Below are 23,725 nucleotides of genomic sequence, written 5' to 3'. Positions count from 1 at the left end.
CGGCCGACAACCGGCTGCCGGGCCTCCCCGCCCCTCGCCTTCAGGCCAGCGCGCTTTTGCCTGTCACGCTTCTGCCTGTCACATCGTCCCCATCAGCTCGCGACCGATCAGCATGCGGCGGATTTCCGAGGTGCCGGCGCCGATCTCCATCAACTTGGCATCGCGGAAGATGCGACCGACGGGGTTGTCGTTCAGATAGCCCGCGCCGCCAAAGGCCTGCACTGCCTGATGGGCCTGGGTCATGGCAACCTCGGAGGAATACAGACAGCAGGCCGCGGCATCCTGCCGGGTGACGGTCCCCTTGTCGCAGGCCTTGGCAACTTCGTAGACATAGGCACGGGCGGTGTTCATCGCGGTGTACATGTCGGCGATCTTGGCCTGCATCAGCTGGAAGTTCCCGATCGGCTGACCGAACTGCTTGCGCTCTTTCATGTAGGGCATCATCTCGTCCATGCAGGCAGCCATGATGCCCGTGCCGATCCCCGCGAGCACCACGCGCTCGTAATCGAGGCCGGACATCAGCACGCGCACGCCCTTGCCCTCTTCGCCGAGGATGTTTTCGAACGGCACTTCAACGTCCTCGAACACCAGTTCAGCCGTGTTGGAGCCGCGCATCCCCAGCTTGTCGAAATGCTTGGAGGTGGAGAAGCCCTTCATCTCCTTTTCAATAAGGAAGGCGGTGATGCCCTTGGAGCCCGCTTCGGGATCGGTTTTGGCGTAGACCACCAGCGTGTCTGCATCGGGACCGTTGGTGATCCAGTACTTGTTGCCGTTCAGCACGAAGCGGTCATTGCGCTTTTCGGCGCGCAGGGACATTGAGACCACATCGGAACCGGCACCCGCCTCGGACATCGCCAGCGCGCCGACATGCTCGCCGGAGATCAGCCGTGGCAGGTATTTCGCCTTCTGCTCGGCGTTGCCGTTCAGCTTGATCTGGTTGACGCACAGGTTGGAATGCGCGCCGTAGGACAGCGACACCGAGGCGCTCGCCCGGGCGATTTCCTCGACCGCGACGGTATGCGCCAGGTAGGACATGCCCGCGCCGCCGAACTCCTCCGGCACGGTGATGCCGAGGAGACCCAGCTCGCCCATCTCCCGCCACAGTTCGGCCGGGAACTCGTTCTTCTGGTCGATTTCCTGCGCCATCGGCTTGATGCGGTCCTGCGCCCAGCGGTGCACCATGTCGCGCAGCGCGTTCACGTCCTCACCCAGATCAAACGTCATGCTTGCATTGAACATCCGCATATCCTCCCGCAGGTACGGCCATTATATGAACAGTTGTTCAATTCAATAGAGCACCGCTCGATTCGCGTCAATCGGGTTGGCCCGCCGGGGGGGCGAATGCGGTGCAAAAGAAAACGGGCGGCCCATCGGGCCGCCCGCTTCCTGTCACATGTCATGCCGATCAGCGCACAACGTGGATCACGGTGCGATTTTCGGTCTCCACCAGCACCGGCACGCCGTTGATGTAGGCATAGCGGTAGTCAGAGTCCGGGATTTCGGCCAGCTGGATTTCCTGCGGCACGATAACACCCGTCACGACCTCGCCCTGAACGTAGACAGGCTCGACCTCATGGGTGCGCACATAGGTGACGACGCGCTCGTCCGGGACGGCTGCCTCACCCGCGGCTGCACCGGCCAGTGCACCGGCCAGAACCCCGGCCGGACCGGCCACCAGACCGCCGGCAATGGCACCACCAATCGCGCCCATTTCCTCGTCGGTCTCGCCGACGGCATCATAGGTCACGGTGCCCACGGTGACCGGGCTGTCACTGGCAACCACCGGGATGAATTTTTCAGTGACGGTGCCGGTCAGATATTCGCCATAGGCCCAACCTTCAGTCCCCTCATAGGACACCTTGCACCAGTTCGACTTTTCCAGGCAGCCCTGCAGATCAACGGCGCCTTTTGCGTCGATCACGCTGGCGATCTCATACTGCGGGCCAGGGCCGGTGCGCAGGTTCAGGTCGGTCACAGCCTGCACCTGGGTGCTTGCCCAGACGGGCGCTGCAACCAGGGCCAGGGCAGATGCGGTCATGGCGAGCTTCGGCGTAAACATGGTGTTCTCCTCGATGTTCTCGTCAGTATCCGGCGCCTCATTGCGCCGTTGTGCAGCACTAACGTCGCCAAAGCCCAAGGGTTCCAAACGATCGACATCGCCCGGCGGAAGACCGTGCAAAAGGGGATCCTTTTTGCGGCCAGCCGCGTATGTCTGCTATCACGACAGAACCCGAACCCCGAGGAGCGTCACATGAGTTACCTGAGAACCACCCTGGCCGCCGCGGCCTGCCTGATCAGCCCGCCCCTTCTGGCCGAGGAGGTCGGGAAGATCGGCGTGGACTGGGTGGGGAATGACATCGTGATCGAAGCCATCGCCGATCCCAAGGTCGAAGGCGTCACCTGTCACGTCGCATATTTCGAACGCGGCCTTCTGGACCGACTGTCCAAAGGCAACTGGTTCGAGGATCCGTCCAACGCATCGCTGGCCTGCCGCCAGACCGGGCCGATCACCCTCGGTGACATCGACCGCAGCGAGGACGGCGAAGACGTGTTTCGCCAGTCGCGGTCGATCATCCTGAAATCGCTGCGGGTCAAACGGCTCTACGACGAGGCCAACCAGACGCTGATCTATGTCGCCCACGCGGCCGAGCTGACGGATGGGTCGGCCAAGGTGTCCATCTCGACCGTGCCGCTCTATCAGCCTGACTGATAGACCGCGGAGACCTCGGCGCGAATGATGCGGGCAATCTGGGCGCAGTCTTCAAGGCTGAAAGTCAACGGCACCCGCATGTCGATGATGCCCGCAAGGATCCGGTCGCTTTGCGGCAAGCGCGGCGTCTGCGTGTAGCGCCAGCTGTCATAGCGCGACGTGAAGGCAACCGGCTCCGGCACGCCGAACCACTTCAGCTCCACCCCCCGGGCAGCGCAGCGGTCCAGCACCGCCTGCACCGCCCCCTCGGCCCAGTCCAGCAGCAGGAACTGAAAGGACGAGCCGACGTAGACCTCGGCAGCGGGACGCTCCACGACGGTCAGCCCCGGCGTGCCACGCAGGCCATCCTCCAGCTTGCGGTAACGTTCGTTCCAGCGCGCCACCTGCGCGTCGAGATTGCGCAGCTGCGGCCGCAGGATGGCGGCCCGCAGGTTGTCCATCCGCCCCGAGATGTTGGGGGTTTCGTATTTCACCCGCTCAAACACCTCTGGCCCCGGCGCCGCCAGGTGGCGACCATAAAGCATGTAGGAGCCCGACAGCATGATGGCGCGGGCGGCGATCTCTTCATCATCCGTGATCAGCAGGCCGCCCTCGCCCGCGTTCACGTGCTTGTAGGTCTGGCAGGAATAGCAGCCGATGGCGCCATGACGACCGGACTTCACCCCGTTCCAGGACGCCCCCATGGTGTGAGCACAATCCTCGATCACGGTGATGCCCGCGGCGTCACAGATTTCCATCAGCCGGTCCATGTCGCAGAGGTGGCCACGCATGTGCGACAGCATCAGCACCTTCGCCTGCCCCGCTTTGGCCGCAAGATCCTCCAGGTCGATGGTCAAATTCTCGGTGACGTCGACGAAGACGGGCCTGGCTCCGACCGCGGCAATGGCCCCCGGCACCGGCGCAAGCGTGAAGGCATTGGTCAGCACGGTGTCGGAATGACCGACGCCCACCGCGCGCAGGGCCGTTGCCAGCGCATAGCCGCCCGAGGCCACAGCCAGGCAATACCTGGCCCCCATCTGCGCGGCGAATTCCTGCTCCAGCAGCGCCACTTCGCCAACCTCGCCCGCCGCCACGTTGTAGCGGTGCAAGCGACCGTGACGCAAAACCGCCAGCGCCGCTTCGATGGCGTCTTCGGGGATAGGTTCCTGCTGGGTGAATGACCCGGAAAAAATCTCGCTCATCCCGCGTTTCTGGGCCGCAGCAGGCGAAGGGTCAAGAGGCAAGCGCACCATCGCCGCCCCGTTCGCCGTGTCAGGGCAGCAGCCGCGACACAACGTCCACGAGGTCCGAAAAGTCGTGCAACAACGCCTCGGGCTCCAAGGCCGCCATGTCATCGCCGGAGGGACCGAAGGTCACCAGCACCGACGCCACGCCCGCGGCGGCGGACGTCTTTCGGTCGGTGTCACTGTCGCCAACCAGCAAGGTGCGCGCCGGGTCACCACCCGCACGCCGCGCCGCCTCGAACAGCGGCTCCGGGTCCGGCTTGCGCACCGGAAGCGTGTCCGCCCCCACCAACGAGGCAAAGGCGTCGCGCACACCGAGATCGCGCATCAGCTGCTCCGCCAGCGCCTCCGGCTTGTTGGTGCAGATGCCGACACCAAAGCCCGCAGACTTCAACGCTTCCACCGCCTCCATCGCGCCGGGATACAGCCGGGTGTGCAGGCAGATAGCCTCGCGGTAGGCGTCCAGCAGCACCGGGTAGAATTCGTCCACCGTCGCGGAGTTGAACTGCCCCACCCGCTGCAAGCCGACGCTCAGCATATTGCGCCCTCCCCGCAACGCAACGCCTGCGTCCTGTGGATGGGTCAGCACATCCCCCAGTCCCATTTGCCGAAAGCAGGCATTGGCCGCGGCCAGCAGATCGCCCGAGGTATCCGCCAAGGTCCCGTCCAGATCAAAGATTACCGTCCGCATGTCCCGCCTCCTCGGCCCGTTTCGGCGTGTTTCCGCTGCCGGATGTTGCAGCCCGCAACCTAGTTTGATGGCGCGCTCCCTTGCGCCCTGCCCCCCAGCGGATAAAACGGGAGCGCTAAAAAGACAAAGAGAAAAGCGATTATGAGCATTGCCCTTGTCATCCTGGCGGCCGGTAAAGGCACGCGGATGAACTCCGATCTTCCCAAAGTCCTGCACCCGATCGCCCAGGCGCCGATGCTGGAACACGCCATGGCCGCAGGCCGCGCGCTGGAGCCGGAGCGCACGATCATCGTCGCCGGGCACGGCGCGGAAGCTGTGCGCAAGACCGTTGCCGAGATCGACCCGGAAGCCGAGGTGGTGCTGCAGGAAGAGCAGCTGGGCACCGCCCATGCGGTTGATCAGGCCCGTAGCGCGCTGGAAGGTTTCGCGGGCGATGTCGTGGTGCTTTACGGCGACACCCCCTTTGTCAGCGCCGAGACGCTGGAGCGCATGGTCGAGGCCCGCCAGCGCGCCGATCTGGTGATCCTCGGGTTCGAGGCCGCCGACCCCGCCCGCTATGGCCGCCTGGTGATGGACGGTGACAGCCTGGAGCGCATTGTCGAATTCAAGGACGCCAGCGAAGCCGAGCGCGCCATCACCTTCTGCAACTCCGGCCTGATGGCCTGCGACGCGGCGGTGATGTTCGATCTGATTTCGGAGGTCGGCAACGAGAATGCCTCTGGCGAATACTACCTGACCGACCTGGTGGAACTGGCCCGCACCAAGGGCAAGACAGTTACCGCGGTTGCCTGCGACGAGGCCGAGACGCTGGGCATCAACTCCCGCGCCGATCTGGCGCAGGCGGATGCCGTGTTCCAGGCGCGTGCGCGGGCAGAACTGCTGGAGCTGGGCGTCACCCTGATGGCGCCCGAAACCGTCTATCTCGCCTTTGACACCCATATCGGCCGCGACACGGTGATCGAGCCCAACGTGGTCTTTGGTCCCGGCGTCACGGTGGAAAGCGGCGCGCTGATCCGGGCGTTCTCGCATCTTGAAGGCTGCCACGTCAGCCGCGGCGCCAAGGTCGGCCCCTATGCCCGCCTGCGCCCCGGTGCCGAGCTGGCCGAGAACACCCACATCGGCAATTTCGTCGAAATCAAGAACGCCGAGATTGCCGAAGGCGCCAAGGTGAACCACCTTAGTTACATTGGCGATGCCTCGGTGGGCGAAGCCACGAATATTGGCGCAGGCACGATTACCTGCAACTATGACGGCGTGATGAAGCACCGCACCGAGATCGGCGCCCGGGCCTTCATCGGATCGAACACCATGCTGGTGGCGCCGGTCCGGGTCGGCAACGAGGCGATGACCGCGACCGGTGCGGTGATCACCAAGAATGTTGACGACGGCGACCTGGCCATTGCCCGCGCCGAACAAACCAACAAACCGGGCCGCGCGCGCAAGCTGATGGACATGCTGCGCGCAAAGAAGGCCCGCCTGCTGAAGGGAGCCAAGTGATGTGCGGAATTGTCGGCGTACTGGGCAATCACGAGGCCGCCCCGATCCTGGTCGAGGCGCTGAAGCGGCTGGAATACCGCGGCTATGACAGCGCGGGCATCGCCACCGTGAACACAGGCGTCCTCGCGCGCCGCCGCGCGGTGGGCAAGCTGGTGAACCTGTCCGATCTGCTGGTGCATGAGCCACTGGCGGGCAAGTCCGGCATCGGCCACACCCGCTGGGCCACCCACGGCGCACCATCGATTGCCAACGCCCATCCGCACCGGGCGGGCGCGGTGGCCGTGGTGCACAACGGCATCATCGAAAACTACAAGGAACTGCGCGCCGAGCTTTTGGATTGCGGGCTGGAGTTCCGCACCGAGACCGACACCGAAACCGTCGCCCTGCTGACCGAACGCCATCTGCAGCAGGGGCTGCCCCCCGTCGAGGCCGCATTCAAGACGCTGGACCGGCTGGAAGGCGCCTTTGCGCTGGCGTTTCTGTTTGAGGGTCAGGAAGATCTTATCGTCGCCGCCCGCAAGGGCTCGCCACTGGCCATCGGCCATGGTGACGGCGAGATGTTCGTCGGTTCCGATGCGATCGCACTGGCACCTCTCACCGACCGGATCACCTATCTGGAAGAAGGCGACCGCGCCGTGGTCACGCGCGCCGGTGCGGAAATCCGCAACGCCGAAGGCGCGCTGGTCAACCGCGAGACAAAGACCATCCAGATCGACTCGACCCAGGTCGACAAGGGCGGGCACAAGCATTTCATGGCCAAGGAAATCGCCGAGCAGCCGCATGTGATCGCCGAGGCCATCCGCCACTACCTGCCGGTCGAGGAAGACGCCGTGCGCCTGCCCGGCGACGGCGTGGATTTTGCGCAGGTGGACCGGCTGACCATGGTCGCCTGCGGCACGGCCTATTATGCCTGTCTGACCGCGAAATACTGGTTCGAGCAGATCGCCCGCCTGCCGGTCGAGGTCGATATCGCCTCCGAGTTCCGCTACCGCGAACCGCCGATCCCGGCCAAGACCGCGGCGCTGTTCGTCTCGCAGTCCGGGGAAACCGCCGACACGCTGGCGGCGCTGCGCTATTGCCGGGAGAAGGCCGACCGCATCCTGTCGGTGGTCAACGTCCCCGAAAGCTCGATCGCGCGCGAAAGCGATCTGGCGCTGCCGATCTTTGCCGGGCCGGAAATCGGCGTCGCCTCGACCAAGGCGTTCACCTGCCAGCTGACCGTGCTGCTGGCGCTGGCGCTGAAGGCGGCCTGCGATCGCGGACATCTGTCCGAAGATGAGATGGCCGATTACGCCAGCGCCATCCGCGGCCTGCCCAACGTGCTGTCATCGGCGCTGGAGCAGAACGAGGCAATCCGCCAGGCCGCTCAGAAGGTCAGCGAGGCCCGCGACGTGTTGTTCCTGGGCCGCGGGCTGATGTTCCCGCTGGCGCTGGAAGGCGCGCTGAAGCTGAAGGAAATCAGCTACATCCATGCCGAAGCCTATGCCAGCGGCGAACTGAAACACGGCCCCATCGCGCTGATCGACAAGAACATGCCGGTGGTGGTTCTGACGCCCCATGACAGCCTGTTCGACAAGTCCGTCTCCAACATGCAGGAGGTGCTGGCGCGCAAGGGCAAGGTGCTGATGATCTCGGATCAGGCGGGCCTTGCGGCTGCGGGTGACGATGTCTGGGAGGCGATCCGCATGCCTGCCGTCAAGGAGGCGCTGAGCCCGATCCTCTATGCAATCCCGGCGCAGCTGCTGGCCTATCACACCGCGGTGGCCAAGGGCACCGACGTCGACCAGCCGCGCAACCTGGCCAAATCGGTGACCGTGGAATGACGGCACCGACACTGCAGGATGCGCTGGATCAGCTGAAGGCGCTGGCCGAACCCGGCCGGGCCGAGCAGATGACCGCCTATCACAAGCAGACCCGGGACGTTCTGGGCGTCCCGAACCCTGCCATAAACGAGCTGACCAAATCCTGGCGGCAGGCTCTGGACGTCGCAGAGCGAGCAGAGCTGGCCCGCGCCCTGTGGGACAGCGACATCTTCGAAGCCCGCATCGCCGCGGGCAAGCTGCTGACGCAAGCGCGGATCAAGGAAGACGGCGCAGTCTGGAACCTGCTGCAAGGCTGGGTGCCGCAGTTTGACAGCTGGGCGATCGCCGATCACGCCTGCTCTGCCATCTCCAAGCGGCTGGTGGCAGCTCCCGAACGGCTGGACACGGTGGCAGACTGGACACAGTCTGAACACATGTGGACCCGCCGCGCGGCGCTGGTCGCCACCCTACCCTGGGCCAAGATGAACAATCTGAAACCCGCGGACCAGGAACGGCGCGAGCGTATCCTCGGCTGGGCCGCGTCCTACGTGCCAGACCGCGACTGGTTCATTCAGAAGGCCGTGGCCTGGTGGCTGCGCGACCTCAGCAAGCATGATGCAGACCGCACGCGCGCCTTTCTGGCGGAACATGGCGACGCCATGAAAAGCTTTGCCCGCAAGGAAGCGGGCAAATATCTGAAAAACGCCTGACCTTGGCGGGGCGATCCGGCCACGGTCTGGCCCGCCCCGAACCAAACAGCCTTACCCGGCCGGGAGAACCTGCAGTTCAACGACCTCGGTCAGCGGCAGGCCAAGCGCCCGCATCGCGCCGATCGACAGACGGCTCCCGCCGGAGGCACCAGCGGCCAGCGGCTTCAGCGTCACCACCACCTGCGTGTTCCGATCCGACCGGACCAGCGCCTGCTGCTCGGTAGCAACCAGCGGTGTCTCCATCCACATCCCCGGCACCGAAGGATCGCCGAGGGAAGCCACGGTCGTGGCCGAGCCACTGAACGAGGGGGCATCGGGCGCCAGTGGCGCAGCTTCTGCGACCTCAACACCCGGTGCCGGTTCCAGAACCGGCGATTGCCCGGTTTCCTGTACAGGCACAGATGCCTGACCACCCAAAATCTGAGAATTCAGCTGAGGGCTGTTGCAAGCCGCCAGCAGGGAAATGGACGCGAGGGAAAGAACTGTCATACGCATGCGGTGACCCTAGCCTCGTGCGAAACAGTTTGCCAGCCACAAAACATCACGCCCCCCTTGTCGCGGACTGTGGCCGCCTTTACCTAAGACACATGACAGCTCCGCTTATCGATCCCTTCGCCCGCGCAATCACTTACCTGCGTGTCTCGGTTACCGACCGCTGCGATTTCCGCTGCGTCTATTGCATGTCGGAAAACATGACCTTTCTGCCCAAGAAGGACCTGCTGACGCTGGAGGAACTGGACCGGCTGTGTTCCACCTTCATCCGGCTTGGGGTGGAAAAGCTGCGCATCACCGGAGGCGAGCCGCTGGTGCGCCGGGGCATCATGACCTTTTTCGACGCGATGAGCCGCCATCTGGACAGCGGTGCCCTGAAGGAGCTGACGCTGACCACCAACGGTTCGCAGCTGGCGAAATACGCGGATGATCTCTATGCGGCCGGGGTGCGCCGGGTGAATATCTCGCTCGACACGCTGGACGAGCAGAAATTCGCGGATGTCACCCGCTGGGGCCGCCTGCCGCAAGTGCTGAAGGGCATCGATGCCGCGCAAAAGGCGGGGCTGAGGGTCAAGATCAACACCGTGGCGCTGAAAGGCTTCAACGAGGCCGAGCTGCCGCAAATCACCCGCTGGTGCGCCGAACGGGACATGGACCTGACCTGGATCGAAGTCATGCCCATGGGCGAGGACATCGGCGCCATGGAGCGCATCGGCCAATACTGGTCGCTGAAGGACCTGCGCGCCGAGTACGAGCGCCATTACACCGTCACCGACCTCGCCGAACGCAGCGGCGGCCCGGCGCGCTATGTGCGGCTGGAGGAAACCGGCCAAAAGATCGGCTTCATCACGCCGCTGTCGCATAACTTCTGCGAAAGCTGCAACCGGGTGCGCGTTACCTGCACCGGCGAGATCTACACCTGCCTCGGCCAGGAGGGCAAAGCCGACCTTCGCGCGCCCCTGCGCGCCCATCCAGAAGGCAGCGGCCACCTGGAGGCCGCGATCCGCGCAGCGATTGGCGACAAGCCGCGCGGCCATGACTTCGATTACTCCCGGCAAGAGGTTGCAGGCCAGATGACCCGCCACATGAGCCACACCGGCGGCTGACCCATGCCCGGGGGAACACCTGCGCAGCCGACGCTGCTTTATTCGCTGTACTGCGGCGCCAGCGCCCTCATGGCCCCCTTCGCCTGGCGCAAGGTGGCGGCCAAGCTGCGCGCCTACGGTCTGCCCGAGGCACGCGTGCGCGAACGCCTCGGCCACGCCTCGCTGCCGCGCCCCGACGGACAGCTGATCTGGTTCCACGCAGCATCTGTAGGCGAAAGCCTGTCGGTGCTGACCCTGATCCGCCGGCTGGGCGAGCAGCTGCCCGCGGCAGAGTTCCTGATCACCTCCGGCACGCCCACCTCGGCCGAGCTGATCGAAAAACGCATGCCGCCGCGCTGCCGCCACCAGTTCCCGCCCCTGGACAGCGCCGCCGCCGTTGACCGTTTCCTCGCCCATTGGCAGCCCGATCTGGGCGTCTTTGTCGAAAGCGAGCTGTGGCCGCAGATGCTGGTGCGCGCCCGCCGGACGGGCTGCCCGCTGGTGCTGTTGAACGCGCGACTGTCCGAGCGCTCCGCCGACGGCTGGAAGAAGCGGCCCGAGACCGCGCGCTTCATCCTCGATCAGTTCGATCTGCTGGTGACCCAGAACCAGCGGACCGCCGACAACCTCGCCGCCATGGGAGCCGCCCCGGAGCGCATCCGGCCCGGCAGCAACCTCAAGGCGGTCTCCGCGCCCCTGCCCGCAGATGAAAAGACCCTGGCTGACCTGCGCGCCGCCCTCGGACCGCGCCCGGTCTGGGTGGCCTCCTCCACCCACGAGGGCGAAGAGGAAACCGTGCTGGCGGCGCACCGCCTGCTGCTGCAGCGCCACCCGGACCTGTGCCTGCTGCTTGCCCCCCGCCACCCTGAACGCGGCGATGCGGTGCAGGCGCTGATTGCCGCCGCCGGCTTCACCTCGGCGCGCCGCAGTGTCGGCGAAAGCCCCGCCCCAGACACGCAAGTCTATCTTGCGGACACGCTGGGCGAGGTCGGCACCTGGTATGCGCTGAGCCCGCTGGTGTTTCTCGGCGGCTCGCTGCGCGAGATCGGCGGCCACAACCCGTTTGAGCCCATGCAGGCTGGCGCGGCGGTCATCAGCGGTACAGGTCATTTCAACTTTGCCGAAACCTACGCCGAGCTGACCCGGCTTGGTGCCGCGACAGAGGTCACTTCGGCCGAACAGCTTGCCGAACAGCTGTCGCTCTGGCTGCAAGAGCCGGAGAAGCTGGACGCCGCCCGCACAGCCGCGGCGCAGTTCATCTTCCGCCAGTCGGACCAGCTGGATCAGACGGTCGCATCGCTTCTGGCGCTGCTGCCTGCGCAACAACAGGAGGCCCCGTGATGGCCCGGACAGACGCCAATGCAATCGAGGTCATCGCCCCCAACTTCAAACGCCGCCTGTCCGGTGTCACCTCCACCATCGTGCGGCTGGTGCCGCTGCAACGGCAGCACATCGCCATTGCCACGGCAGGCAGCGGTCTGCCCGAGGATCTGCCGCATCTATCACTCGCGCAGCTGATCTTCATGCGCCGCAACGGCCCCACCGGCGCGCGCGTCTGGCATGCCCGGCGCAACGTCGAGATGCTGGGCGGGCTGGCGCTGAAATACCTGCTGGGCAAGCGGCTGAAACTCCTGTTCACCTCGGCCTCGCAGCGCCACCATTCGGCCTATACCAAATGGCTGATCGGGCAGATGGACCGGGTGATTGCCACCTCTGCCAAGGGGGCGGCCTACCTCGAGAAACCCGTGCAGGTGGTGCATCACGGCATCAACACCGATGACTTCTGCCCGCCTCGGGACAAACAGGCCCTGCGGCGCGAGCTGGGCCTGCCACAGGACGCCACCCTGATCGGCTGCTACGGCCGGATCCGCGCGCAGAAGGGCACCGATGTCTTTGTCGATGCGATGCTCGAGGTGTTGAAAGACAACCCCAACACGGTTGGCATCGTGATGGGCCGCGCCACCGACAAACACGCAGCCTTCGAGAAGGATCTGCGCGCCCGCGTGGCCGCTGCGGGCCTGTCCGAGCGGCTGCTGTTCCCACCCGAAGTCCCGGTCTGGGAAGTGGCACGCTGGTATCAGGCGCTGGATCTCTACGTCGCCCCGCAGCGCTGGGAGGGGTTTGGTCTGACCCCGCTGGAGGCGATGTCCTGCGGCGTGCCCGCCGTTGCCACCCGCGTCGGCGCCTTCGAAGAACTGATCGCGCCCGGCGAGACCGGCCTGCTGATCGATCCCGGCGACACCGGCCAGATGATCGAGGCGATCAAATCCGTGCTGACCACCGAAGGCCGCCTCGCGGAGTGGTCCAAGGCCGCGCGCAAGCATGCGGTCACCAATTTCGCACTGGAGAAAGAGGCCGAAACCCTGGTCACCATCTACCGCGAGATGCTGGAGCACTAACCTCCAACGGCATGGCCGCGCGGTTGGCTCCGGTCAAAATTGCCCCCTTCTCTTTTTTCCGGGGGGACTTGCGCCAAGTGGCGTAGAAAGGGGGCAGACAGCCCCCTCCCCTGTTTCAGATCAAGCCGATCAGGCCGCAGGCATCCGCTGCTCGACGATCTCGGCCCACCAGCTGCAGCCCGCCGGGATGGCTTCGTCGTTGAAGTTGTATTCCGGATGGTGCACCGCGGCGGTGTCGCCGTTGCCGACCAGAATATAAGCACCGGGACGCTCTTCCAGCATGAAGGCGAAATCCTCGCCGCCCATCACCAAGGGGGCCTCGTCACAGCTGCCGGAGATATCCGCAGCCACCTTGGCGGCGAACTCGGTCTGCTCCTCGTGGTTGGCCATCACCGGATAACCCCGATGATAGGTCACATCCGCAGTGCCGCCGAAGGTCGCCGCTATGCCAGTGCAGATTTCCTTGATCCGCGCCTCGGCAAGGTCGCGCATGGCCGTGGACATGGTGCGCACGGTGCCCTTGATCTGCACCTTCTGCGGGATCACGTTGAACGCCTTCGAAGATGTCTCGAAGGAGGTCACCGAGACCACGATCTGCTCTACCGGGTCTGCGTTGCGCGCAGCGATCGTCTGCAGCGCCAGTACCGCCTGCGCGGCCATCACGGTGGTATCGATGGTTTCCTGCGGCTTGGCCGCATGGCCGCCGCGACCCTCGAAGGTGATGTCGAACTGGTCGGTGGCGGCAAAGAACGCCCCCGGGCGGATCGAGAAGGAGCCTACCGGGCGGCCCGGCCAGTTGTGCATGCCGTAGACTTCCTGGATGTTCCAGCGCTCCATCAGGCCATCGTCGCACATTTCCTTGCCGCCGCCGCCGCCTTCTTCGGCGGGCTGGAAGATCACCACCACCGTGCCGTCGAAGTTGCGGGTCTCGGACAGGTACTTGGCCGCGCCCAGCAGCATCGCGGTGTGGCCGTCATGGCCGCAGGCGTGCATCGCGCCAGGGGTCTTGGAGGCATAGTCCAGCCCGGTCTGCTCATGAATCGGCAGCGCGTCCATGTCGGCGCGCAGGCCGATCACCTTGCCCGCGCTGTCGGACTTGCCCTTGATGACGCCGACAACGCCGGTGCGGCCGATGCCGGTCACCACCTCGTCGCAGCCGAATTCCTTCAGCTTCTCCGCCACCAGCGCGCTGGTGCGGTGGGTTTCGAACAGGATTTCGGGGTTTTCGTGGATGTCACGACGCCAGGCGGTGATTTCATCCTGCAGTTCGGCAAAGCGGTTCTTGACCGGCATTTTACACTCCTTCTTGGGTAGGTTTCCCGCGCCGTCAGGCCGCGGGCATTCTTCGTTCCACCAGCTCGGCAAACCAGCTGATACCGGCGGGGATGATCTCGTCGTTGAAATCATATTCGGGGTGGTGCAGACCGGCGCTGGGGCCATTGCCCAAGCGGATCATCGCGCCCGGGCGCTCCTGCAGCATGAAGGAGAAGTCCTCTCCTCCCATTGCCAGCGCCACCTCCTCGCAGCCGCCCGCCACGGCTTGCGCTGCGTCGCGGGCGTGTTCGCTGGCAGCCACATCGTTGATGGTGACCGGCACGCCAAGGTGAAAATCGATCTCCCCGCGGCCGCCGAAGGTCCGGGTGATACCGTCCAGAATGGCGCGCAGCCGCTGCGGAATCTGCTCGCGGACCGCGGGCGCATGGGTGCGGATGGTTCCGCGGACCTCGGCCCGGTCGGGAATGACGTTGAACGCCTTGGAGGACGTCTCGGCCGAGGTGATCGACAGCACGCCCTGCAACACCGGGTCGACGTTGCGCGACACAACGGTCTGCAGCGCGGTGATCAGGTGGCACATCATCACAGTGGTATCCACGGTTTCATTCGGCTTGGCCGCATGGCCGCCCTTGCCCTGCAGGGTGATGGTGAACTCATCCACCGAAGCGAGGAGCGGGCCGGGGCGAATGGCGAACTTGCCCGCCTCCAACCCCGGTGAATTGTGGATGGCATAGACCTCGTCGATGCCAAAGCGCTCCATCAGGCCGTCCTTGCACATGGCCTCGGCGCCGTTGCCGCCCTCCTCGGCGGGCTGGAAGATCACCACTGCGGTGCCGTCGAAATTGCGGGTCTCGGCCAGGTATTTGGCCGCGCCCAGCAGCATCGCGGTATGGCCGTCGTGGCCGCAGGCGTGCATCGCGCCATCAGTCTTCGAGGCATGCGGCAGGCCAGTCTGTTCCTGCATCGGCAGCGCGTCCATGTCTGCGCGCAGACCGATGGCGCGGCCCTGCGTGTCCATGCGCCCGCGGATCACCGCGACAACGCCGGTGCGGCCGATGCCGGTCACCACCTCATCGCAGCCAAAGCTGCGCAGCTTGTCCGCCACCAGCGCCGAGGTGCGGTGGGTGTCATAGAGGATCTCGGGGTGTTCATGGATGTCGCGGCGCCAGCCTGCGACTTCCTCGTGAAACTCCGCAGCGCGGTTCTTGATCGGCATCAGTGACTCCTCAGGCGGCGGGCATGCGACGTTCGACCAGTTCGGCAAACCAGCTACAGCCGAGCGGAATGGCGTCATCGTCGAACACATAGGCAGGATGGTGGCACATCTGGGTGTCGCCGTTGCCGAGGAAGATGTAGGCGCCGGGGCGTTCCTCGAGCATATAGGCGAAATCCTCGGACGGCATGATCGGGGCGGTTTCAGCGTCGACCTTGGCAGCGACCGCCCGCGCAGCCTCCACCGCGTGGTCGGTGCTGGCCGCATCATTGACCGTCACCGGGTAGCCGGGGCTCCATTTCACTTCGGCCGTGGCGCCATAGGCGGCGGCGGTGTTTTCAACCACGCGGCGCACCCAGCCCTCGGCCTGTTCGCGGTATTCCGGGTCCAGCGTGCGCACGGTGCCCTGCAACCGGGCGGTATGGGCGATCACGTTCGACGCCGTGCTGTCGGTCTCGAACGTGCCGACGGTCAGCACCATGCGCTTCACCGGGTCCACATTGCGGGAGACGATCGAATGCAGCGAGACCACGATCTGCGAGGCGACCAGCGTGGTGTCGATGGCGTCATGCGGCGCCGCGGCATGGCCGCCCTTGCCGGTGACGGTGATCTCGAACTCGTCGGAGGAGGCCATCAGCGCGCCGGGGCGGATGGCGAATTCGCCCACCGGCAGGCCCGGCATGTTGTGCAGCCCGTACACCTCATGAATGCCCCAGCGGTCCATCAGCCCGTCATCACACATCGCCTTGCCGCCGGCTCCGCCCTCTTCGGCAGGCTGGAAGATCAGCACCGCGCGGCCGTCGAAATTGCGGGTCTCCGCCAGGTATTTGGCCGCGCCCAGCAGCATGGCGGTGTGGCCGTCATGGCCACAGGCATGCATCACCCCCGGCGTCTTGGAGGCATAGTCCACCCCCGAGGCTTCTGGGATCGGCAGCGCGTCCATATCGGCGCGCAGACCGATGGTGCGGCCCGAGGTGTTGGTCTTGCCCTCGATCACCGCGACCACGCCGGTCTTGCCGACGCCGGTGGTGATGTCGGTGACGCCGAACTCCTTCAGCCGCGCCGCGACAAAGGCGGCGGTCTCGTGGACCTCATACATCAGTTCGGGATTTTGATGCAGATGACGGCGCCAGCCAGTTATCTCCGTGTGCATTTCGGCCAAGCGATTTTTGACTGGCATGTTCCCCTCCGTTGCTGCGCGGCCCTTTGCCGTTGCCGCTGACTGTCTGCGAAAAAACTTGCTTTAGCAAGTAATCACCCGGCCGTATTTCGCACCGCCGGATTGAAATGCGCACGCGGGCGTCATGGCCGCCGCAGGGCGCGCCGCTGCCCTGTATCTGCGCAGGCAGCGGTCGGTCTCAGGGCGCGAAAGCGCCGCCGGTCAGCCCTGCAGCCGCTCCAGCAGCTTGCGCATGAATGCATGTCCCGCCTCGAACTGGGCGACGGTGATGTATTCGTTGGGCTGATGGGCCTGGGCGATGTCGCCGGGGCCGCAGATCACCGCGGAATAGCCCGCCGCCTGGAACTGGCCCGCCTCGGTCCCGTAGCTGACCACATGGGTGCCGTTGTCGCCGGTCAGGCCGCGCACCAGCGCCTCGGCCCGGCCCTCGGCTTCCGGCACCAAGCCGGGCACCGCGAAGACCCGCTGCACGTCAATGCGGCTGTCCGGGTGGATGGCCTGCATTTCTGCCTCGATGCGGCGCACCTCGGCCAGGTAGGCGGCCTCCCAGTCAGAGGCATTCTCGCCCGGCACCACCCGGAAATCCATCACAAACCGACATTCCTTGGCGGTGATGTTGTTGGCGGTGCCGCCGGTGACGGTGCCGACATGGGCAGTGGTCCAGGGCGGCTCGAACATTGCCTGCACCTCGCCCGGCTCCGCGGCCATGTTCTCGGCGTTGCGCTGGTTGGCCCAGTCGATCAGCCGCGCGCCCTGCATCACCGCGCTGACGCCGGTGTGCAGCAGGGAGGAGTGGACCTCGAACCCGGTGAGATGCGTATCAAAGCCGATGATGCCCTTGTGGCCGGTCACCGCCTGCATCATCGAAGGCTCGCCGACGATCACCGCCGCGCCCTTGGGCAGCAGCGGTTGCATCGCCTCGATCATCGGCGGCGCGCCGGTGCAGCCGATTTCCTCGTCAAAGCTGAGCGCCAGCTGCAAGGGGCGGCTGACGCCCTGCCGGTGCGCCTCGACCAGGGCCCAGATGGCGAGCGCATCAAACCCCTTCATGTCGCAGGTGCCGCGACCGAAATACTTGCCGTCGCGCTCCTCTACCGTGAAGGGATCGCTCTGCCATTCCTGGCCGTCGACCGGCACCACATCGGTATGGCCCGAAAGCACCACGGCACCTTCGACGCGGGGGCCGACATGGGCAAACACAGCCGCCTTGTGTGGTTGCCGCGGATCGACCCAGCGGTGGCTTTCGATACCATGGCTGGCCAGATAGGCCTGCACCCAATCCACCAGCGGCAGGTTGGTGTCATGGCTCACGGTCGGGAAGGAGACCAGGCGGGTCATGATCTCCAGCGGCGTCAGCACAGTTGCCATGTCCGTCGCCTTAATATCCGCTGTCGGTCTTCAGCACGAAATGGCCCGGCTCCAGCTCGAGATACTCCGAGGGTTCCGGCTGGTAGTCCAGCCCGTGGATCGGCGAGGGAATCGGTTTGAAATTCAGCTCGCGCTCCGACTTGCGCTGGCGCGGATCGGCAATCGGCACCGCCTTCATCAGGGCCTGCGTGTAGGCATGCAAGGGGTTCTCGAAAACGCGATCACGCGGGCCAATTTCAACAATGCGACCAAGGTACATGACACCGACCTGATGGCTGACGCGCTCGACCACCGCCATGTCGTGGCTGATGAACAGGAACGACAGGCCCAGCTCCGCCTGCAGCTCCATCATCAGGTTCAGCACCTGCGCCTGCACTGACACGTCGAGTGCCGAGACCGCCTCGTCCGCGACGATCAGCTTGGGGTTCAGCGCCAGCGCGCGGGCAATTGCGATCCGCTGACGCTGGCCGCCGGACATCTCGTGCGGGTAGCGGCGCATGAAGCTGCGCGGCAGGTGGACCCGGTCGAACAGGCTGGCGACGCGATCCTGAAGTTCCGAGCCGGAAGCAAGGCCATAGTTGCGCAGCGGCTCCGCCACCTGGTCCATCAGCTGCATCTGCGGGTTCAGAGAGGCAAAGGGATCCTGGAAGATCATCTGCATATCAAGCCGCGCCTTGTGCATCTGCGCGTGACTGAGACCGAGGATGTCCCGGCCCTCGAAATTGACCTTGCCCGACAAAGGTTCCACCAGCCGCAGGATCGAGCGGCCCGCAGTGGATTTGCCGCAGCCGGATTCGCCCACCAGCGACAGGGTCTGGCCCTTGAAAACCTTGAACGACACATCCTCGACTGCATGCACATTCGAGATGGTCCGACGCAGGAGGCCGCCCTTGACCGGGAACCGGGTGGTCAGGTTCTGCACGTCCAGCAGCACCTCGTCGGTGCCCTTGATCGGCTCGATCTTCTGGTCGGTCACGCCCATCAGCTTCATCGGTTCGGGATACTGCTTGCCGCGCATCTCGCCCAGCTTGGGCACCGCGGCCAACAGCGCCTTGGTGTAGTCGTGCTTGGGATTTTCAAAGATCTCCTCGACGGAGCCTTCTTCAACCTTGTTGCCGCGGAACATGACGACGACGCGATCGGCCATCTGCGCCACAACCGCCATGTCATGCGTGATGAACATGACGGCCGTTCCGGTCTCACGCTTCAGCCGGTCCATCAGGGCGAGGATCTCGGCCTGGATGGTCACGTCCAGCGCGGTTGTCGGCTCATCCGCGATCAAGAGGCGAGGCTCGCAGGCCATCGCCATTGCGATCACCACACGTTGGCGCATGCCGCCCGACAGCTCGTGCGGGTACTGGCGCAGGCGGCGCTCAGGCTCGGGGATACGGACCTGGCGCAACAGCTCCAGCGCGCGTTCCTCGGCCTTGGCCTTGGACATGTTCTTGTGGATGCGAAGGCCCTCGGTGAGCTGGCGGCCGACGGTGAACACCGGGTTCAGCGCGGTCATCGGCTCCTGGAAGATCATGCCGATCTCGTTGCCGCGGATCTGCTTCATCATCTCCTGCTCGGCGCGCGCCAGATCGGTCTTGCCGCCCTCGCGGCGGTTGAACACCAACTCGCCGCCAGCAATCTCGCCGCCACCGAACTCTACCAGCCGCATCAGCGACAAAGAGGACACCGATTTGCCCGAGCCGGATTCCCCGACGATGCAGACGGTTTCGCCGGGGCTTACATCGAAGGACACATTTTCAACGCCGGTGACGGTGCCATCCTTGGTCTGAAACTCCACGCGCAGATTTCGGATGGACGCAATTGCGTTGTCCAGCATGTCAACTTCCCCATTTGTTTGTCTGGTGACCACTTTTTGATCGCGGCTTCTGGTTTTGCAGTAAACTCTAGTTTCCTGCGAAATGCTCATGCAAATTTCGCATGACTACTCCAAAATTCGAATTTGCAATTTTCCTGCAAGTGGTTTTCGATGAGTTCAGCGTTTTCCTGCGAGGTATCGCGCGTCGGTGCATCCGACAGAGAGTTCGTGCCGCTTTTTTGACCGGCCACCAGTGTCTTGGTTTCCCGATACCAGCAGGTCTGAGTGCTAGACTTCCGCAGTGATGCGGCAAAATCCGGGCTGTCTCAGGTCCGGGCAACAAAAAGACACGAAACCGTGTCCGACAAGGAGAGTGTAATGAAGTTCAAATCCCTTCTCATGGGTGCCGTTGCTGCGGCAACTCTGGCCCCGGCGGCCTTCGCCGAGCGTGGGTCGGATGGCCAGGTCAACATCATCTACTGGCAGGCGCCGTCGATCATGAACCCGTTCCTGTCGGGCGGCACCAAGGACGTCGAGGCGGCTTCGCTGGTGATTGAACCGCTGGCGCGCTACGATTCCAAAGGCAACATGGTGCCGTTTCTCGCATCCGAGATCCCGACCGTCGAGAATGGTGGCGTCAGCGAAGACCTGAAGTCGATCACCTGGAAGATCGCCCCGGGCATCAAGTGGTCCGATGGCAGCGATTTCACCGCCCATGACGTGGTGTTTACCGCCGAATACTGCATGCACCCCGAAGGTGGCTGCGCACAGGTAACCAAATACGAAGGCGTCACCAACGTCGAAGCACTGGACGATCTGACCGTCAAGGTGACCTTCGCCGAGCCGACCCCCTTCCCCTACGGTCCCTTCGTTGGCGGTGAAAGCCCGATCATCCAGAAGGCCCAGTTCGAGAACTGCCTTGGCGCCAAGGCCCCTGAGTGTACCGAGGCAAACTTCGCCCCGATCGGCACCGGTCCCTTTGTTGTGGATGAGTTCAAGCCGAACGACGTGATCACCCTGTCGGCGAACGACAACTACCGCGACCCGAACAAGCCCGCCTTTGCCAAGGTGCTGTTCAAGGGCGGCGGCGATGCCACCGCGGCAGGCCGTGCAGTGATGGAAACCGGCGAGTTCGACTACGCCTGGAACCTGCAGCTGGCGCCGGAAGTGATCGCGCAGATGGAAGCCGGCGGCAAGGGCAAGCCGGTGGCAGGCTTCGGCCCGCTGGTCGAGCGCATCATGCTCAACAACACCAACCCCGACCCGGCGCTTGGCCCGGACGAACGTTCGGTGATCCGCCCGCACCCGTTCCTGGGTGATCCGGCAGTCTACAAGGCGATGTCGATGGCGATCGACCGCCCGCTGCTGGTCGAGATCGGTTACGGCAAGGCCGGCAAGGTCGGCTGCAACTGGGTGCCCGCGCCTGAAGCCTTCGCCTCCGACACCTTCGACTGCTCCACCCAAGACATCGAAGGCGCCAAGGCGATGCTGGAGGAAGCCGGCTACAAGGACACCAACGGCGACGGCGTGCGGGAGACCCCGGACGGCAAGCCGATGAAGATCCTGTACCAGACCTCGACCAACGCCGTGCGTCAGGACTTCCAGGCGCTGATCAAGGAATGGTGGAGCCAGATCGGCATCGAGACCGAACTGCGCAACATCAACTCCAGCGTCTTCTTCGGCGGTGACCCGGGCTCGCCCGACACCTTCCAGAAGTTCTACGCCGACGTCGAGATGTACGCCAACACCTTCAACGGCACCGATCCGCAGTCCTACCTGGGCAACGGCCTGTGCGACAAGGCACCGACCCCGGCCACCCAGTGGCAGGGTGAGAACATCTCGCGCTTCTGTGACGAGGAATACGACAAGCTGCACGCCGAGCTGACCAAGACCGCCGGTCTGGAAGCCCGCGCCGAGATCGCCAAACGCCTGAACGATATCATCATCGAAAAGGGCGGCATGATCCCGCTGGTGCACCGTGGTCGCCTGTCGGCACACTCCAATACCCTGGGCGGCGTCGACCTGAACGTCTGGGACAGCGAGCTGTGGAACGTGGCTGACTGGTACCGCATCAAGTAAGCCTAGGCTTGCCTCACCGGGGCCCCGGCGTTCTGCCGGGGCCCCTTGCCATTACCCCGCGCCCGCCTGCCGCGCCGCGCTGCGTATGGCTCCAAGGCACCCAGCCTGACCCGAATTCCAAACAAGTTGCAAAGGCGCCCACCTGATGCTGACCTTTACAATCCGGCGGCTGTTTCTCGCGGTTCCGACACTGCTATTCATCAGCCTCGTGATTTTCCTGCTGCTCGAGCTCGCCCCCGGCGACCCGATGGCGCAGGTTCCCCTGACCGTCCCCCCCGAAGTGAAAGAAAAGATGCGCGAGGCGCTTGGCCTCGGCCAGCCGATGCACATCCGGTTCTGGAAGTGGCTGGTGCAGTTCTTCTGGATCGAGCCACAGGTTCTGATCGACCATTACCTCGGCACCAGCTTCTCGGCCGGTGATCTGCGGGTGATCTCCTGGCAGACCCGTTCGCCGGTGATGGACATCGTGATCCAGCGCATGCCGCAGACCCTGTGGGTGGTTGGCACCGCCTATATCGTGGCGATCCTGATCGCGCTGCCGATCGGCATCTATTCCGCCTACCGCCAGTACAGCTGGTTCGACCAGCTTGGCACCTTCGTGTCGATGGTCGGCTTCTCGGTGCCGCCGTTCTTTTCGGGGGTGCTGGTGATCGTGATCTTCTCGGTGCAGCTGGGTTGGTTCCCGTCGATCTATGACACCACCCATGTGGTCGATAGCTGGGACGCCTTTGTCTACCAGCTGAAGCAGATGATCATGCCTGTGATGGTGCTGGCGCTGCAGATCACCGCGCAACTCAGCCGCTTCATGCGGGCCTCTATGCTGGACAACCTGAACCAGGATTACGTCCGCACCGCCCGTGCCAAGGGCCTGAGCGAATATGTCGTGGTCATGGTCCACGTCCTGCGCAACTCGATGATCCCGGTGGTCACCGTGATCGCATTGGGGATCCCGTCAATCTTCGGCGGCGCCATCATCACCGAGCAGGTGTTCAAGGTGAACGGCATCGGCCAGCTCCTGATCGGCGCGATCCAGGCCAACGACCTGCCGATGGTGCAGACGCTGACCTTCATCTTTGCGGTGCTGATCGTGCTGTTCAACCTGATCGCCGACGTGCTGTACGGCATTCTTGACCCGAGGATCCGCTATGACTGACAAGGAACGCTTTGTGCCCGACGAAGGCATGGCACCGGCCTCCACCTCGGTGCCGGGAGCAGGCGCACTGGAAGAGCTGCACAACCCGCCGCGCAGCCAGTGGCTGGACGTCTGGGACCAGTTCAAATCCCACCGCGGCGCGCTGATGGGCGGGGCGTTGTTCCTGTTCATCATCCTCGCCGTCTATGCCGGGCCGCTGGTCTGGGACATCGACGCCACCAAGATCGACATCCGCGCCCGCAACCAGGGCCCCAGCTGGGCGCACCCCTTCGGCACCGACCAGCTGGGCCGCGACATGCTGGCCCGGATGATGGCAGGCGGCGCGACCTCGGTCTCAGTCGGCCTGACAGCGATGCTGCTGGCGCTGGTGCTCGGCTCCTTCATCGGCGTGATGGCCGGGTTCTTCAAGAAACTGGACGGTCCGCTGATGCGGCTCACCGACCTGTTCCTCGCACTGCCGCTCTTGCCGCTGCTGCTGGTGATGATGCTGTTGTTCCGCGAACCGCTGAACGCCGCCTTTGGACCGGAACAGGGGATCTTCATCCTGATCGTGGCCTCTATCGGCGTCACCAGCTGGATGCCGACCGCCCGGATCGTGCGCGGCGACGTGCTGGCACTGAAGGAGCGCGAATTCGTGATGGCAGCGCGCTCGATCGGCACCACCAACCGCAAGCTGATCACCCGGCACATTCTGCCCAACGTGCTGTCGCCGATCATGGTCTCGGCCACGCTGGGCATCGCCACGGCGATCATCACGGAATCGTCGCTGTCCTTCCTCGGCCTCGGCTTCCCGCCGGACTTCCCGACCTGGGGGCGACTGCTGTTTGATGCCACCGACTACCTCCAACAGTACCCCGAGCGGGTGTTCTGGCCCGGCATGGCGATCTCGCTGACGGTGCTGAGCGTGAACTATCTCGGCGACGGCCTGCGCGACGCCCTCGACCCCCGCATCCGCGGGCGCTGAGATCGCAATCGCAAATACACATTCAAATAAGAACATGACTTCTGGCCACCCTTTTCGGGTGGCCAGTTTGTTTC

General features: G+C 64.6%; 20 protein-coding genes. 10 read left to right on the top strand and 10 right to left on the bottom strand.

Annotated features, from left to right (window positions below):
* Window positions 1-78: 78 nt before the first annotated feature.
* Window positions 79-1,239 carry an isovaleryl-CoA dehydrogenase gene (locus ACZ52D_RS13080; RefSeq protein ID WP_222453599.1) on the bottom strand — a complete coding sequence of 387 codons (1,161 nt, stop codon included), beginning with the start codon at window positions 1,237-1,239 and terminating at the stop codon, window positions 79-81.
* 166 nt (window positions 1,240-1,405) lie between these two features.
* Entirely contained in the window at window positions 1,406-2,059 is a 654-nt protein-coding gene (locus ACZ52D_RS13075; protein WP_222453600.1) for a DUF1236 domain-containing protein, read from the bottom strand.
* Window positions 2,060-2,251: 192 nt separating this feature from the next.
* Here ACZ52D_RS13075 and ACZ52D_RS13070 point away from each other — a divergent pair, with 192 nt between their 5' ends.
* Entirely contained in the window at window positions 2,252-2,710 is a 459-nt protein-coding gene (locus ACZ52D_RS13070; RefSeq protein ID WP_222453601.1) for a CreA family protein, read from the top strand.
* On the opposite strand, the gene ACZ52D_RS13065 is transcribed toward ACZ52D_RS13070, so the two are convergent.
* Both ACZ52D_RS13065 and ACZ52D_RS13060 read right to left on the bottom strand, forming a co-directional pair.
* On the bottom strand, window positions 2,698-3,891 hold the full coding sequence (locus ACZ52D_RS13065; RefSeq protein ID WP_369926559.1) for a DegT/DnrJ/EryC1/StrS family aminotransferase: 1,194 nt from the start codon (window positions 3,889-3,891) through the stop codon (window positions 2,698-2,700). The genes ACZ52D_RS13070 and ACZ52D_RS13065 overlap by 13 nt on opposite strands.
* Before the next feature lie 70 nt (window positions 3,892-3,961).
* A complete protein-coding gene (locus ACZ52D_RS13060; RefSeq protein WP_464441588.1) occupies window positions 3,962-4,624 on the bottom strand; it encodes an HAD-IA family hydrolase in 663 nt (220 codons plus the stop codon).
* A 141-nt stretch (window positions 4,625-4,765) separates the two neighbouring features.
* On the opposite strand from ACZ52D_RS13060, the gene glmU reads away from it, so the two are divergent.
* Genes glmU through ACZ52D_RS13045 form a run of 3 tightly spaced genes read left to right on the top strand, consistent with a single transcriptional unit; the run spans window position 4,766 to window position 8,633 of the window.
* On the top strand, window positions 4,766-6,121 hold the full coding sequence (gene glmU, locus ACZ52D_RS13055; protein WP_464441587.1) for a bifunctional UDP-N-acetylglucosamine diphosphorylase/glucosamine-1-phosphate N-acetyltransferase GlmU: 1,356 nt from the start codon (window positions 4,766-4,768) through the stop codon (window positions 6,119-6,121).
* On the top strand, window positions 6,121-7,944 hold the full coding sequence (gene glmS / locus ACZ52D_RS13050; protein ID WP_464441586.1) for a glutamine--fructose-6-phosphate transaminase (isomerizing): 1,824 nt from the start codon (window positions 6,121-6,123) through the stop codon (window positions 7,942-7,944). The genes glmU and glmS overlap by 1 nt, the downstream gene beginning before the upstream one ends.
* A complete protein-coding gene (locus ACZ52D_RS13045) occupies window positions 7,941-8,633 on the top strand; it encodes a DNA alkylation repair protein (RefSeq protein WP_464441585.1) in 693 nt (230 codons plus the stop codon). The genes glmS and ACZ52D_RS13045 overlap by 4 nt, the downstream gene beginning before the upstream one ends.
* 51 nt (window positions 8,634-8,684) lie before the next feature.
* On the opposite strand, the gene ACZ52D_RS13040 is transcribed toward ACZ52D_RS13045, so the two are convergent.
* On the bottom strand, window positions 8,685-9,128 hold the full coding sequence (locus tag ACZ52D_RS13040) for a hypothetical protein (protein ID WP_464441584.1): 444 nt from the start codon (window positions 9,126-9,128) through the stop codon (window positions 8,685-8,687).
* A gap of 92 nt (window positions 9,129-9,220) precedes the next feature.
* On the opposite strand from ACZ52D_RS13040, the gene moaA reads away from it, so the two are divergent.
* Genes moaA through ACZ52D_RS13025 form a run of 3 tightly spaced genes read left to right on the top strand, consistent with a single transcriptional unit; the run spans window position 9,221 to window position 12,609 of the window.
* The gene (gene moaA / locus ACZ52D_RS13035) at window positions 9,221-10,231 is read left to right on the top strand and encodes a GTP 3',8-cyclase MoaA (RefSeq protein ID WP_464441583.1); all 1,011 of its coding nucleotides are present in this window, start codon (window positions 9,221-9,223) and stop codon (window positions 10,229-10,231) included.
* 3 nt (window positions 10,232-10,234) lie between these two features.
* Entirely contained in the window at window positions 10,235-11,551 is a 1,317-nt protein-coding gene (locus tag ACZ52D_RS13030; protein WP_464441582.1) for a 3-deoxy-D-manno-octulosonic acid transferase, read from the top strand.
* On the top strand, window positions 11,551-12,609 hold the full coding sequence (locus ACZ52D_RS13025) for a glycosyltransferase family 4 protein (protein WP_464441581.1): 1,059 nt from the start codon (window positions 11,551-11,553) through the stop codon (window positions 12,607-12,609). The genes ACZ52D_RS13030 and ACZ52D_RS13025 overlap by 1 nt, the downstream gene beginning before the upstream one ends.
* Window positions 12,610-12,738: 129 nt before the next feature.
* On the opposite strand, the gene ACZ52D_RS13020 is transcribed toward ACZ52D_RS13025, so the two are convergent.
* From ACZ52D_RS13020 to ACZ52D_RS13000, 5 genes are all read right to left on the bottom strand, one after another.
* Window positions 12,739-13,902, bottom strand: a complete 1,164-nt coding sequence (locus tag ACZ52D_RS13020; protein ID WP_222453611.1) for a M20 aminoacylase family protein — start codon at window positions 13,900-13,902, stop codon at window positions 12,739-12,741.
* A 34-nt stretch (window positions 13,903-13,936) separates the two neighbouring features.
* On the bottom strand, window positions 13,937-15,100 hold the full coding sequence (locus ACZ52D_RS13015; protein ID WP_464441580.1) for a M20 aminoacylase family protein: 1,164 nt from the start codon (window positions 15,098-15,100) through the stop codon (window positions 13,937-13,939).
* A 10-nt stretch (window positions 15,101-15,110) separates the two neighbouring features.
* A complete protein-coding gene (locus ACZ52D_RS13010; protein WP_464441579.1) occupies window positions 15,111-16,277 on the bottom strand; it encodes a M20 aminoacylase family protein in 1,167 nt (388 codons plus the stop codon).
* A 201-nt stretch (window positions 16,278-16,478) separates the two neighbouring features.
* Window positions 16,479-17,645, bottom strand: coding sequence for an acetylornithine deacetylase (argE, locus tag ACZ52D_RS13005; RefSeq protein ID WP_464441578.1), 1,167 nt, complete (start codon window positions 17,643-17,645; stop codon window positions 16,479-16,481).
* Between the two features lie 10 nt (window positions 17,646-17,655).
* Window positions 17,656-19,476 (bottom strand): ABC transporter ATP-binding protein, encoded by a 1,821-nt coding sequence (locus ACZ52D_RS13000; protein ID WP_369926581.1) that lies wholly within the window; start codon window positions 19,474-19,476, stop codon window positions 17,656-17,658.
* 357 nt (window positions 19,477-19,833) lie between these two features.
* Between ACZ52D_RS13000 and ACZ52D_RS12995 the strand changes: the two genes are divergently transcribed.
* The 3 genes from ACZ52D_RS12995 (at window position 19,834) to ACZ52D_RS12985 (ending at window position 23,651) form a co-directional block, all read left to right on the top strand.
* Window positions 19,834-21,534, top strand: a complete 1,701-nt coding sequence (locus ACZ52D_RS12995) for a peptide ABC transporter substrate-binding protein (RefSeq protein ID WP_222453616.1) — start codon at window positions 19,834-19,836, stop codon at window positions 21,532-21,534.
* Between the two features lie 145 nt (window positions 21,535-21,679).
* Window positions 21,680-22,687, top strand: coding sequence for an ABC transporter permease (locus ACZ52D_RS12990; protein ID WP_222453617.1), 1,008 nt, complete (start codon window positions 21,680-21,682; stop codon window positions 22,685-22,687).
* Window positions 22,680-23,651, top strand: a complete 972-nt coding sequence (locus ACZ52D_RS12985) for an ABC transporter permease (protein WP_222453618.1) — start codon at window positions 22,680-22,682, stop codon at window positions 23,649-23,651. Before ACZ52D_RS12990 ends, ACZ52D_RS12985 begins: the two co-directional genes overlap by 8 nt.
* Window positions 23,652-23,725: the final 74 nt, after the last annotated feature.

It is taken from the genome of Leisingera sp. S2M4, assembly GCF_055398055.1.
This window is presented reverse-complemented; position numbering and strand designations above follow the sequence as displayed.